This is a genomic window from Microbacterium immunditiarum, assembly GCF_013409785.1.
Classification (GTDB): Bacteria; Actinomycetota; Actinomycetes; order Actinomycetales; family Microbacteriaceae; genus Microbacterium; species Microbacterium immunditiarum.
On sequence record NZ_JACCBV010000001.1, the window covers coordinates 861153 to 873614 of the forward strand.

Genomic DNA, 12462 nt, shown 5'->3' on the forward strand with positions numbered 1-12462 from the left:
GCCGCGTCGTGCGGTAGCGTGACCCGACGTGACCCCGGGTAAGAAGGTGTGCATCGCCGGCGGTGGCCCTGCCGGAGTCATGCTCGGACTCCTCCTCGCGCGCGCCGGCATCGACGTGGTCGTGCTCGAGAAGCACGAGGACTTCTTCCGCGACTTCCGCGGCGACACAGTGCATCCGTCGACGCTCAACATCCTCGACGCACTCGGCGTGCGCGAGAAGTTCGACGCGATCCCGCACAAGCCGCTGCCGCGACTCGACGTCGTCGCGAACGGGGTGCGCGTGCACGCGATCGACTTCACGACCCTGCCTCCGCCGAACCGCATGCTCACGCTCATGCCGCAGTGGGACCTCCTCGACCTGCTCGCGGCGACGGGCAAGCGGCATCCGACGTTCGATCTGCGTATGGGCGCCGAGGCCGTCGACGTGACGCGGGCGGCGGACGGCCGGGTGAACGGCGTGCGCGTCCGCACGCGCGACGGCGAGGACGTGATTCCGGCCGACCTCGTGGTCGCCGCCGACGGACGCCACTCCACGGTCCGCGACGTGCTGAACCTCGTGCCGCGCGCGCAGGGCGTGCCGTGCGATGTGCTGTGGTTCCGCCTTCCCTACCCCCACTCCGACCTTCCCGACACGCTCGCGTGGATCTCGGAGGAGGGCATGGTCATCACGATCCCGCGGCCGGACTACCTGCAGTGCGGCATGATCATCCCGAAGGGCTCGTTCGACGAGATGCGCGAGGAGGGGCTCGCGGCGTTCCGCGAGCGCCTGGCGCGCGCCGTCCCGCCTCTGCGGGCGGTCGTCGAGCAGCTCGAGTCGCTCGACGACGTCAGCCTGCTGTCGGTGCAGATCGACCGCCTCGAGCAGTGGTGGACGCCCGGCGCGCTGCTGATCGGCGACGCCGCCCACGCGATGTCGCCCGCGTTCGGCGTGGGTGTGAACTACGCGATCCAGGACGCGGTCGCCGCGGCGCGCGTCCTCGTTCCGGCTCTGAGGTCCGGCGGTGCCGCCGACATCGACGCGGCGTGCGTCGCTGTGCAGCGGCGGCGCGAGCTGCCCACGCTGCTCATGCAGCGCATCCAGCGCGCCGTCCACCGCACGATCGCGACGGGCAGGGGCGTCCGGCTGGTCGATAACCCTCCGACGAGGATGCAGCGGGCCGTCATGCGGGTCGCGATCCCGATCGCACGGCGGCTCATGGCGCGGCTGGTGGGGTACGGGTTCCGGCCCGAACGGCTGTGAGACGGATGCCGCGTCACGCGGACGCCGGCCCGTCGGCTGTGCTCGTCGTGCGGGCCGCGGCCCGGGCATCCGTCTTCTCGTGTGCGTCGAGGTCGGCGACCGGGCCCGCGAGCGCGCGAAGTGCGTAGAGGATCGTCGCGAGGTCGACGAGCTCCTGCACGAGCGCGCCTGCGACGGCGGGGATGGCGCCCGTCGTGGCCACGAGCATGAGGCCGATGCTGAGAGCGATGCCGATCCAGATCGCGGCGTACGCGACGCGGAGGGTGTGGCGGCCGATCGCGACGGCGTCCGCGACGCGCGCGAGCGAGTCCTGCAGCACGACCGCGGCCGCCGCGTCTCCCGCGGCTGTCGCTCCCTTCGCGCCCATCGCGATGCCGACATCGGCCGCCGCGAGCACGGGTGCGTCGTTGACTCCGTCGCCCACCATGAGCACCGGGCGCGGCCGCAGCTGCGCGGCCAGGTGGACCTTCTCGGCAGGCAGCAGCTCGGCGTGCACCTCGTCGATGCCGACGGCGGCGGCGATGGTCTCGGCGGTCGGGGCCGCGTCTCCGGTGAGCATCGCGACGCGCTCGACGCCGTGCGCCCGCAGCCACGACACGACGGCCGGCGACTCGGGGCGGGGATCGTCGGCGAGCACGAGGGCTCCCGCGTAGCGTCCGTCGATCGCGACGTACGCCGCCGCTTGCCCGGGCGCGAGCGGCGTGCGCTCGGCGTCTGGCGCGAGCGAGCGGACGTACGCGGGCTTGCCGACGACGACCGTGTGTCCGTCGATCGTCGCCGTGACGCCGTTGGTGGCCGCCTCGCTCGCGCGCTCGGCGCGTTCGATCGTGAGGCCCCGGTCGATCGCGGCACGGCGGATGCCGTCGGCGAGCACGTGGCTCGAGTACTGCTCGGCGGATGCCGCGAGCATCAGCACCCGGTCGGCGTCGAAGCCCGCGGCGGGTCGCACCTCGACGAGGTCGGGGCGACCCTCGGTGAGCGTGCCCGTCTTGTCGAACGCGGCGGTGCGGATGCGCGCGAGCTGCTCGATCACGGCGCCGCCCTTGACGATGACGCCCGCCTTCGCGGCGCGCGACAGCCCGCCGAGGAACGCGACGGGCGCCGCGATGAGCAGCGGGCACGGCGTCGCGAGCACGAGCACCTCGGCGAACCGGGTCGGGTCGCCCGACAGTCCCCAGGCGGCGCCGGCGATCACGAGCGACACCGCCGTGAACGGGATCGCGAACCGGTCGGCGAGCCGGACGACCGGCGCTCGCGAATCCTGAGCATCTCGCACGAGCGCCACGATCTGCTGGTACTGGCTGTCGGTGCTGCGGCGCACTGCTCGGATGCGCACCGCCCGCGACCCGTTGATCGCACCCGAGAGCACCTCGTCGCCCGCGCGGCGGGTGACGGGCAGACTCTCGCCTGTGATCGACGACTCGTCGAACGATCCCGAGTCCGTGAGCAGCACGCCGTCGACCGGGACGATCTCGGAAGGCCGCACGAGCAGCACGTCGCCGACGCGCACGTCGTCGGCCGACGCGTCCTGCACCTCCTCCGATGTGTTGTCGGAAGGGTGGACGATCACGTGCGCGATCTGCGGCGAGCGATCGAGCAGGTTCGTGAGCTCGCGCCGCGCGCGCCGGCCGGCGTAGTCCTCGAGCGCCTCGCCGCCCGTGAGCATGAGCACGATGATGAGCGACGCGACGTACTCGCCGACCGCGAGGGTCGCGACCATCGCGACGACAGCGAGCACGTCGAGCCCGACGTGCCCGCGCAGCACGTCGCGCACCATTCCGACGAGCGTCCACGCGATGATCGCCGACACGTAGACCGTCGAGGTCCACCGTGCGGTCGTCTCGGCCCCCGTCGCGTCGAGGATGAGCACGGCGACGAGCACGGCGATCGTGACGAGGATCACCGGATATCGGAGCACGGCCCGGAGGAAGCGGGGCATGGGGCCATTCTGCCGGGCGCGGGCCGACGCGGTGCGTCGGCAGTCGGTGTCCGGGAGCCGCCCGCGCAGGCGGCCCCCTTCCATCGGCGCGCGAGCGGGACCACGATGGACTCGTCGGCAACGAGCCATGAGGGGTCAAACATGAGCGTCTACCGAGTGATCGACGTCATCGGAACGAGTGCCTCGTCCTGGGAGGAGGCGGCCCGTGAAGCCATCACCACCGCCGCAGGATCCCTGCACGACCTGCGCATCGCCGAGGTGACCAAGCAGGACATCGTGGTCGGCGACGACGGGACGCTGCTGTACCGCTCCCGGCTCCAGCTCTCGTTCAAGTACGTGCCGGATTAGGCCGACACGCCATCAGCCCGACCGCCGCTGTCATCGCCGAGAACGACGGCGTGCACGCGATCGCGCAGGAAACGGGTCCGATGTCCGACCCCCGCGCGAGACTTCCGGCACCGACGCGAGGAGTGCGCCATGGGTGATGGTCGACACGTGATCAAGCCGCTCACCCCCGAGACGTTCCCGGCGTGGCTGGCGCTGGCCGAGAAGCACAACGGCGTGTGGGGCGGCTGCTACTGCACGTACTTCCACGACGACACCGAGACGACCACGCGCGGCGAGCACAAGAACCCCGAGTTCAAGCGGCGGCTCGTCGAGGAGGGCGTCGCCCACGCCGCGCTCGTGTTCGAGGGTGACCAGGTGATCGCGTGGTGCGAGTACGGGAGTCCCGAGCAGCTGCCGCGCATCTACCACCGCAAGCAGTACGACGCGGGCGAGACGAACCCCGCGCCGTGGCGCATCACGTGCTTCTTCGTCGACCGCGACCGCCGACGGTCCGGAGTCGCGCGCGAGGCGCTCGACGGCGCGCTCCAGCTCATCGCACAGGCCGGCGGAGGAGAGGTCGTCTCGTTTCCGAATGAGCTCGAACCCGGCAAGAAGACGTCGGCGTCTTTCCTCCACAACGGCACGCGGGCGATGTTCGAGAAGGCGGGCTTCACCTTCGAGCGCCACATCGGCAAGAGCAAGACCGTCATGCGCAAGACGATTCCGCCGGCGGGCGCCTGACGTGCACGACGCTCACCGCGCCGCCGGGCGCCTCCCGCCCCACGCGAGCACGGCGAACACGACAGCGGCGGCGACCGCGAGACCTGCGATCAGCGGCCAGACGGCGGATGCCGCATCCGTCGCCGCCGTCAGCAGCACGACCACGCCGATCGCCGCGAGCACGACCCCGCCGACCTCCAGGGCGAGCGCGCGCAGGAAGAGCACATGCAGGCGCTCGTTGAGCTCGCGCGCGGAGCGGGTGCGCACGGCGAGCGTCGGGAGGATGCGCTTCTCCAAGTCGAGCGCGCTCGCGGCGGGCAGGTCCGGATGCGTGTACTGCGCGAGCGTCTCGTCGCTGAGCCGCGGCAGGCGACGGAACGCCTGCAGCCGGAACGCCGTGAGGCTGCTCGCGAGCAGCGTCGCCGCGGCGGCGACGAGCAGCGCGAGCGCTGCGGGAGGCAGCGGCTCCTCGGGCCCTTGCACGAGGCCCGCGAACGCGAGGAACAGTGTTGCGAGCGCGACGGACGTCGTCACCACGGTGTTCGCCCGTGCCTGCAGTGCCTCGCGAGTCGTGTCCGCCGCCGCGAGCTCCTGCTCGAGCAGGTGCATGAGCGCGGGGCCCGCCGGGCGCTCCGCCGGCTGTGGCGTCAGCTCAGTCGCCATCGTCGCCCAACGGGGCCAGCGACAGCGAGCCCGGGTCGATCCGGGTCACGGTGAAGTGCTCGGTCATCGTCCCTGTGCCGCTGTGCGTCGCGGCGGGATGCAGCTCGAGCTCGACTTCGTGCGGTCCGACGATCGCGATCCCGCGGTGGGGCCCGGTGGGTTGCACGGCGGTGTCGCCGTCGCGCAGCGCCGACAGCACGTCCTCGAGCACCGGTGCGGGGAACGGGTTCTCGACCCGCTCGTCCGGGATCCGGCCGGGCGCCGGCGCGACGGAGGGCGGTGCGCCCGCGGCATCCGTGATGCTCACGATCTCGACGTCGATCACCGTCCCGACGTCGAGATCCGGGAAGCTCTCGTTCGTCTGCGCCACGCCTCGTGCCCTTCGCCGTCGATCGTCTACACGGTCGCAGAGCGGTGGGCGCGGTGTCAACGAGCGGGGGAGCGTCGCCCGCGCTGGACTTTCGGTCGCCACGCCGCATGATGGACGAAGCACCTCACCGACGAGAGGCAGTGCACGTGACGAAACCCCGGCGACTCGCGCCCCTCGGCGTGGCCGCGGCCCTGGCGGTCGCCCTCACGGCCTGCACGGCCGACGCGGAGCCGCCCACGCCGGTGTCGACGGTCCCCGTGATCCAGCCGGGTGCGCCCGGCGAGCCGAACCGCACTCTCTCTCCCGAAGAGGCGGCCGAGGCGCAGCACAGCCTGCCGTACGGGGAGGCGGACGTGCTCTTCGTGCGCGACATGCTCCACCACCACGCGCAGGCGCTCGTGATGACCGGCTACGTCCCCGATCGCACGACCGATCGCGACATCCGCCTGCTCGCCGAGCGCATGGAGGTCAGCCAGACCGACGAGATCGCACAGCTCGAGAAGTGGCTGCGCGATCGCGCCGAGCCGATACGCGATCCGGATGCCGCGCACGACGCGCACGCCGACATGCCGGGCCTGCTCAGCGACGACGAGCTCGCACAGCTCGAAGCGGCGAAGGGCAGCGAGTTCGAGCGGCTCTTCCTCGAGTTCATGATCACGCACCACGAGGGGGCGATCCAGATGGTCGCCGACCTCAACGAGGCCGGCGGGGGGCAGGAGACCGAGATCGGTCTGTTCGCGCGTCACGTCGAGGCGGATCAGGGCATCGAGATCGCACGGATGCAGCAACTGCTCGCCCAGTACGACTGACACCGCGACGCCGGGCGCCGGACGCCGGAATGCCCAGCGGCCGAGGCCACCGGGCATTCCGTTCCCTCAGGGGAGGCTTCGCTCCCGACGTCCGGGCGGGCTAGCTGTGCGCCGCCGCGAGAGCCTGGAGCGCCTGCACGAGGGCGGAGTCCGCCGGCAAGCCGGACTTGCGGGCCGCGTTGTCGAGCTGCGCCTGGATCGCGCGGCTGTTCGCGCCCGTCCCGACGAGGTGTTCGGCCTGGTCGACGTGCTTGCGCACCTCGGTCAGCGCCTTGCCCGACAGTGTGCCGCCGCGCTCGGCTTGGTCGACGAACGACCGCGCCACCGCGAAGCTCGGCGGGTGGACGATCCGCGACTGCAGCTGGGCGTTGAACTCGTCCAGCTGCACCTCGGCCGCTGCCGCGATCTCGTTCGCCGACAGCATCCCGGTGGGCGTGAACGCGAGCGAGTCGAAGCCACGCGCGATCTCACTGCCGAGGACGCTGCCGTTGAACCAGTACGTCGACCAGTAGCCGCCGAGGTTCAGGCCCGACGGGTTCGGCGAGTTGATCGGGCCGCGGTCGAGGTACGCGATCTCGACCGGGTTGGCCGTGTCGGTGAAGTCGATCACCGAGACGCCGCCCTGGTACCACGCCTGCACCATGATGTCGCGGCCGGGCACCGGCACGATCGAGCCGTTGTGCGCGACGCAGTTCTCCTGGCTGGTCTGCACGGCCGGCAGCTTGTAGTAGCTGCGGAACTCGAGCGTCTTGCCGTCCGGGCCGTCGACGATGTCGAACAGGGCGTCGGCGCCCCACTCCGGAGCATCCGTCACGCGGCAGCGGGCCGACGTGCCGCCGCCCCACTCGTCCGTGAAGATGACCTTCGTGCCGTCGTTGTTGAACGTGGCGGAGTGCCAGTAGGAGTAGTTCACGTCGGCCACCGCGTCGAGGCGAACGGGGTTCGCCGGGTCGCTGATGTCGAGCAGGATGCCGTTGCCCTGGCACGCGCCCGCCGCGAGCCCGATCTCGGGGTACGCCGTGATGTCGTGGCACGTGTTCGTGTTCGGGTTCGGCCCGTACGGTCCGCCCGACGGGTGCAGCGGCTGGGTCGGGCCGTTCTGCAGGCCGTTGACCGCACCCGTCACCGGGTCGGCGAAGATGCGCGGCTGATTGACGATGCTCGCTGTCTCAGGCGCCGCGAGCGGCACTTGGATGACGTCGATGCGCCACTGCGTCGGGTTCGCCGACGTCGGGCCGCCGTTGCTGCATCCGGCCAGTTCGGCTGCCGAGCGGATGCTCGACGTTCCGGAGTTGTAGATGTAGATGTTCGCGGGGTCACTCGGGTCGGTCACGATGGTGTGCGTGTGCGAGCCGCGGCACGTCTGCACGCCGCCGATCTGGACGGGGTTGTCGAGATCCGAGATGTCGAAGATGCGGACACCGCGGAAGCGCTCGGGGTTCGCCTGACCCGGAGCGCCCTGCGTTCCGCAGTCGATGCGGCCGCGCGTCTCTTCGACCGACATGAACAGGAGGTTCCCGTACACCGAGACGTCGCCCTGGCCGCCGGGACACACGACCTGTGTGCGCAGCTGCGGCGCCGACCGGTCTGAGACGTCGTAGACCTGGAAGCCGTTGAAGTTGCCGACGATCGCGTGGTCGCCCGTGAACGCGAGGTCCGAGTTCACGAATCCGAAGTTGCCGGGAGGGGCGTCGAACGGTGCGACGCGCGGAAGGCTCGCGAGCACCTCGATTCCACTCGCGGCCACGCCGGCGTCGAAATAGCCGGGCTCGAGGCCCTCGCGCGGATCGTTCTGCGCGGAGGCGGCGTTGGCGGTCAGGAGCGACGCCCCGAGCAGGATGGCCCCTGCTGCGGCGAGTGTCCTGCTCCGCCACCGCGCGGGTTGGCGGGTCGTCTTCATCGATGTTCCCTCTCAGCTGCGCGTGCGGTGCGGATGCCTCCGGCAGGTGAGTTCGCGCACAGCGCCGTGCGAGGGCTCGGCCCTGGGGAGGCCTGTGACGCGAAATCTAGCGGGTGCGCGAGGGGGCGCACCAGAGGTGTCGCGGTGAGGGCGCGAGAAAGACGAAACCCCCGCGATGTAGAAGCTACGCGAGGGTTTCTGGGGTGATTGTAACGATCACCCTTGTGGCTCCGACCGGCATCGATCCGGTGACCTTTCGATTTTCAGTCGAACGCTCTACCAACTGAGCTACAGAGCCGCGCGGCATCCGTTTCGATTGCTCGACGCGATGCCACGTCCTAGACGAAAGGCCCTCTTCGAGAAAAGGGCCCGTCGCTCGGAGCGACCCTGACGGGACTTGAACCCGCGACCTCCGCCGTGACAGGGCGGCACGCTAACCAACTGCGCTACAGGGCCATGCTTGTTCAGTTGTGGGTGTGGGTTGAGTGACCCCAACGGGATTCGAACCCGTGCTACCGCCGTGAAAGGGCGGCGTCCTAGGCCGCTAAACGATGGGGCCGGGTGAACCCGGGGGCTCACGCTTACCGACGATCAAGCATACGCAGGAGACAGCCGTTCCGCCAAATCGAGGCGCTGGGCGCCGGACGGGCGAAACCGACCCGCCGCAAGGAAACCCGTGCGTTCTCGCGCTCGTCGGCGCAATATGGGAGGCAGGTGTGGTCCTGCCTGTTGCGTGTGTGACTGATGTTGCTAGTGTGATGACGTCTACGACCGCAAGGAGGGTGCGCGTGCAGACCGAGGAGGCGTACGACGAGTGCGGCTGTGCGCCCACTCCCCGTGAGCGCCGGCTGCTGTGGCCCGAATCCGTCTCGCGGCGCGGCATGCTCGGCCTCGGTGCGCTCGGCGTCCTGGCCCTCGGATCGCTGGGCGGAGCCCTTTCGGCTGCGTCGCCCGCCTTCGCCGCGCAGTACCCGACGTGGGAAGAGGTTGAGAAGGCGCGTGCGAACGAGGCCGCCAAGGCCGCCGAGGTCAGCAAGATCGAGGGCCTCATCCGCAACCTCCAGAACGAGGTCGCGCGCACGCAGGCCGAGGCCAAGCGCACCGCCGACGAGTTCTACGAAGCGCAGCAGGCGTACTTCGAGGCGGCGCTCTACGCCGAGCAGCTGCAGCAGCAAGCCGACGCCGAGGCGGCGAAGGCGCAGGACGCGGCCGCGAAGGCCGGCCGCGTCGCCGCGCAGCTCTACCGCAAGGGCGGCGACGACACGTCGCTCGAGCTCTTCTTCTCAGGCTCGGCCGCGACCGCCGACGACCTGCTCGCACGCCTCGGCACGATGGACAAGCTCCTCGAGCGCAACCAGGCCGTGTACGCCGACGCGATCACCGCGCGCGACTCCGCGCAGAGCCTCAGCGACCAGGCCGCCGTCGCGCGAGACGAGCGCGACCGCCTGCAGCAGGTCGCGGAGCAGAAGATGATCGAGGCGCAGGCCGCAGCGGATGCCGCAGAGGCGGCCCTCGCCGAGCAGAAGTCCCGCAAGGTCGAGCTCGACGCGCAGCTCGCTGCACTGAAGGACACGGCGGCGAAGACGCTCGCGGGCTACAAGGCCGGAGTCGAGGCCGAGCGCAAGGCGCGTCAGGAGCGCGAGCGCCGGGCTCGTGAAGAGGCCGAGCGCCGTGCGCGTGAGCAGGCAGCCGCCGGCGGCGGAGGAGGCGGAGGCGTCGTCGGCTCGGGCTGGGCGCGTCCGTCGTCCGGGTGGCGCAGCTCCGGCTACGGTCCTCGCACCGTGCAATGCGGCAACGGCTACTGTTCGTCGGGCACGCATTGGGGCGTGGACCTCGCGGCCGGCTGCTACGCCGGCATCTTCGCCGCGGCATCCGGTCGGGTCGTCTACGCCGGCTCCAACGGCGGCTACGGCAACTACATCAAGATCGACCACGGCGGCGGCATCGGCACCGGCTACGGCCACATCGCGAGCGGCCACATCTACGTGCGGTACGGCCAGTGGGTGAACGCCGGCCAGCTCATCGCCGGCGAGGGCAACACCGGCAACTCGTTCGGCTGCCACCTGCACTTCGAGACCTACGTGAACGGCTACCCCGTGAACCCGGTCGACTTCATGGGTGCGCGGGGCGTCTCCGTCTGACGATCGATGACACAGGGCGGATGCCGCAGCATCCGCCCCTCGTCCTGAAGAGAGTCAGATCGTCTTCGGCGCCTCGCCCGCACCCTGCGTCGCGGTCTGGCCCTCGTTCTCGTGGAAGCGGTCGAACGCCTCCGACACGAGCCGCTCGGCCTCGGCGGCGTCCGCCCACTGCTCGACCTTGACCCACTTGCCGGGCTCGAGGTCCTTGTAGTGCTCGAAGAAGTGGCCGATCTCGGACTTCGTCCACTCGTCGATGTCGTCGACGTCCTGGATGTGGTCCCAGCGGGGGTCCTTCGCGAGCACCGCGACGACCTTGTCATCGCCGCCGGCCTCGTCGCTCATCTTGAGCACGCCGACCGGGCGGACCTTCGCGAGGATGCCCGGGTAGAGGTCGCGATCGAGCAGCAGGAGCACGTCGAGCGGGTCGCCGTCCTCGCCGAGCGTGTCTTCGAAGAAGCCGTAGTTCGCGGGGTAGCCCATGGGGGTGAAGAGCACCCGGTCGAGGAAGACGCGGCCGGTGCCGTGGTCGACCTCGTACTTCACGCGGCTGCCGCGCGGGATCTCGATGACGGCGTCGTACGCGCCCATGTGGTGCTCCTTCGGAAGACTGCGGGAATGCCGCGGACAAGCCTAGTCGCGGGCTTCGCGCGCGCAGAACTCCACAGATTTCGCCCGCTCGACGCCGGGATGGGCCTGAATCCGGGTCGAGGCGCCCGAATCTCCGGAGTTCTGCACGGCGGTACGGTGGGCGCGTGGAACACCGACCCGGTCTCGACCCCGCCGTCGCGGAGGTGCGCCTCGCCGTGCGCCGCGCCCTCGGCGGCCTCGCGCCGGGATCCGGCGTCGTCGTCGCGCTGTCGGGCGGCGCGGACTCGCTCGCGCTCGCGTCCGCCGTCGCGTTCGAGGCGCCGAAGCGGGGTCTCCAGGCGATCGCGGTGGTCATCGACCACGGTCTTCAGGAGGGGTCGACGGATGCCGCGGCCACCGCCGCCGACACCGCGCGCGCTCTCGGGCTCGAGGCCCGGGTCGTGCGCGTTGAGGTGTCGGCCGGCGACGGTCTGGAGGCGGCGGCTCGCGCGGCGCGATACGAGGCGCTCGCCGCGGAGGCTCTCGACTCCGGCGCCGCCGTCCTCACCGGCCACACCCTCGACGACCAGGCCGAGACCGTCCTCCTGGGCCTCGCCCGCGGGTCGGGCGGCGCGAGCCTGCAGGGCATGGCGCCCTCCTCGACGCTCTCGAGCGGCGTCGCCCTCCTGCGTCCGCTGCTCGGCGTGCGCCGTGCGACGACCCGCGCCGCGTGCGCGGCCGAGGGCCTCGAGCCGTGGGACGACCCGCACAATGTCGACCCGCGCTTCGCGCGCGTGCGCGTCCGCGAGAGGGTGCTGCCGGTCCTCGAGGCCGAGCTCGGACCGGGTGTCGCCGAAGCCCTCGCGCGCACCGCCGAGCAGCTGCGCGAAGACGCGGAGGCCTTCGCCGACATGATCGACGAGGTCATCGAAGACATCGTCGAGCACGCCGAGGCCGGCATCTCGGTGTCGGTCGCGGCGCTCGCGGCGAATCCGGCGGCGCTGCGCAACCGCATCATCCGTCACGTCGTCGCGGCGGAGTTCGGCGAGAGCCTCTCGCGCACGCAGACGCTCGAGGTCGCACGCCTCGTGACGGACTGGTCGGGTCAGGGCCCGATCGACCTTCCCGGGTGCCGCGCCCACCGCGCCGGCGGACGTATCGTCTTCACCGCGAACGTGCCGCGCTGAGGTCCGCGCGCGTCGGGCGGCGCATCCGCCTTATTTGTTGCCGCCGAACAGGCCGCCCAGCAACCCGCCGATGTCGAGGCCGCCGCCCTGCTGCTGCCCGCCTCCGCCGCCGAGCAGTCCGCCGATGAGGTCGCCGATGCCGCCGCCCGAGGACTCCTGGGCCTGCGCGCCGCCGGCAGGCTGCTGCTTCTTCGCGAGGAGTCCCATGACGATGGGCGCGAGCATCGGCAGGAGCTTGCCGAAGTCGATTCCCGCCGTCTGCGGGGCCTCGGTGAGCGTCTGCTTGACCGCCTGCTCCTTCTCACCGAACACGTGCTTGAGGATCTTCTCGCCGTCCTCGGTGTCGACGCGGTCGACGTCGACGGAGTCTCCGAGACCCTGGTGCTGGCCGAGAGCCTTCTGGAGCGCGGCGGCGCCGTCGGGCGACTGCGCGTTCTTCTGCAGGCCGGTGAGGATCGCCCCGCCGCCCTGCTCGACCGCCTGCGCGGCGGTGTCGGGGTCGACCCCCAGCTTCGACGCGAGTTGATCGATGGGAATCATCTTGAGGATGTCGTCCAGTCCAGCCATCGCAGCCACCTCCGGATCGGTCCGCGGGGGCT

At 71.1% G+C, this 12462-nt stretch carries 12 protein-coding genes and 3 tRNA genes; 6 read left to right on the forward strand and 9 right to left on the reverse strand.

Features of this window, described 5'->3' with window-relative positions; all coding sequences use genetic code 11:
- Window positions 1-28 precede the first annotated feature (28 nt).
- Entirely contained in the window at window positions 29-1240 is a 1212-nt protein-coding gene (locus BJ991_RS03785; RefSeq protein WP_343048642.1) for an FAD-dependent oxidoreductase, read from the forward strand.
- A 13-nt stretch (window positions 1241-1253) separates the two neighbouring features.
- Here the strand turns inward: BJ991_RS03785 and BJ991_RS03790 are convergent, their stop codons facing one another.
- Window positions 1254-3179, reverse strand: coding sequence for a heavy metal translocating P-type ATPase (locus BJ991_RS03790; protein ID WP_179487599.1), 1926 nt, complete (start codon window positions 3177-3179; stop codon window positions 1254-1256).
- 141 nt (window positions 3180-3320) lie between these two features.
- Between BJ991_RS03790 and BJ991_RS03795 the strand changes: the two genes are divergently transcribed.
- Together BJ991_RS03795 and BJ991_RS03800 are read left to right on the forward strand one after the other, a co-directional pair.
- On the forward strand, window positions 3321-3527 hold the full coding sequence (locus BJ991_RS03795) for a dodecin family protein (RefSeq protein ID WP_179487601.1): 207 nt from the start codon (window positions 3321-3323) through the stop codon (window positions 3525-3527).
- Window positions 3528-3656: 129 nt separating this feature from the next.
- Complete coding sequence (locus BJ991_RS03800) at window positions 3657-4247, forward strand: GNAT family N-acetyltransferase (protein WP_179487603.1); 591 nt, start codon at window positions 3657-3659, stop codon at window positions 4245-4247.
- 12 nt (window positions 4248-4259) lie between these two features.
- Here BJ991_RS03800 and BJ991_RS03805 read toward each other — a convergent pair whose 3' ends face one another.
- Both BJ991_RS03805 and BJ991_RS03810 read right to left on the reverse strand, forming a co-directional pair.
- Complete coding sequence (locus BJ991_RS03805; protein ID WP_179487605.1) at window positions 4260-4889, reverse strand: hypothetical protein; 630 nt, start codon at window positions 4887-4889, stop codon at window positions 4260-4262.
- A complete protein-coding gene (locus tag BJ991_RS03810; RefSeq protein ID WP_179487607.1) occupies window positions 4879-5259 on the reverse strand; it encodes a hypothetical protein in 381 nt (126 codons plus the stop codon). Before BJ991_RS03810 ends, BJ991_RS03805 begins: the two co-directional genes overlap by 11 nt.
- A 146-nt stretch (window positions 5260-5405) precedes the next feature.
- Here BJ991_RS03810 and BJ991_RS18580 point away from each other — a divergent pair, with 146 nt between their 5' ends.
- The gene (locus tag BJ991_RS18580) at window positions 5406-6068 is read left to right on the forward strand and encodes a DUF305 domain-containing protein (protein WP_179487609.1); all 663 of its coding nucleotides are present in this window, start codon (window positions 5406-5408) and stop codon (window positions 6066-6068) included.
- 100 nt (window positions 6069-6168) lie between these two features.
- Here BJ991_RS18580 and BJ991_RS03820 read toward each other — a convergent pair whose 3' ends face one another.
- The 4 genes from BJ991_RS03820 to BJ991_RS03835 all read right to left on the reverse strand — a co-directional run bounded on the left by BJ991_RS03820 (window position 6169) and on the right by BJ991_RS03835 (window position 8527).
- A complete protein-coding gene (locus BJ991_RS03820) occupies window positions 6169-7968 on the reverse strand; it encodes an LVIVD repeat-containing protein (RefSeq protein ID WP_179487611.1) in 1800 nt (599 codons plus the stop codon).
- 225 nt (window positions 7969-8193) lie between these two features.
- A tRNA-Phe gene (locus BJ991_RS03825) sits at window positions 8194-8266 on the reverse strand.
- A gap of 84 nt (window positions 8267-8350) precedes the next feature.
- A tRNA-Asp gene (locus BJ991_RS03830) sits at window positions 8351-8424 on the reverse strand.
- A gap of 30 nt (window positions 8425-8454) precedes the next feature.
- Window positions 8455-8527, reverse strand: a tRNA-Glu gene (locus BJ991_RS03835).
- Between the two features lie 199 nt (window positions 8528-8726).
- On the opposite strand from BJ991_RS03835, the gene BJ991_RS03840 reads away from it, so the two are divergent.
- Complete coding sequence (locus BJ991_RS03840; protein ID WP_179487613.1) at window positions 8727-10109, forward strand: peptidoglycan DD-metalloendopeptidase family protein; 1383 nt, start codon at window positions 8727-8729, stop codon at window positions 10107-10109.
- A gap of 54 nt (window positions 10110-10163) precedes the next feature.
- Here the strand turns inward: BJ991_RS03840 and BJ991_RS03845 are convergent, their stop codons facing one another.
- Window positions 10164-10697: an inorganic diphosphatase gene (locus tag BJ991_RS03845; RefSeq protein ID WP_179487615.1), complete on the reverse strand. Its 534-nt coding sequence runs from the start codon at window positions 10695-10697 to the stop codon at window positions 10164-10166.
- Window positions 10698-10861: 164 nt separating this feature from the next.
- Here BJ991_RS03845 and tilS point away from each other — a divergent pair, with 164 nt between their 5' ends.
- Window positions 10862-11863, forward strand: a complete 1002-nt coding sequence (gene tilS / locus BJ991_RS03850; protein ID WP_179487617.1) for a tRNA lysidine(34) synthetase TilS — start codon at window positions 10862-10864, stop codon at window positions 11861-11863.
- A gap of 30 nt (window positions 11864-11893) precedes the next feature.
- On the opposite strand, the gene BJ991_RS03855 is transcribed toward tilS, so the two are convergent.
- Entirely contained in the window at window positions 11894-12430 is a 537-nt protein-coding gene (locus BJ991_RS03855; RefSeq protein WP_179487619.1) for a DUF937 domain-containing protein, read from the reverse strand.
- Between the last annotated feature and the right edge of the window lie 32 nt (window positions 12431-12462).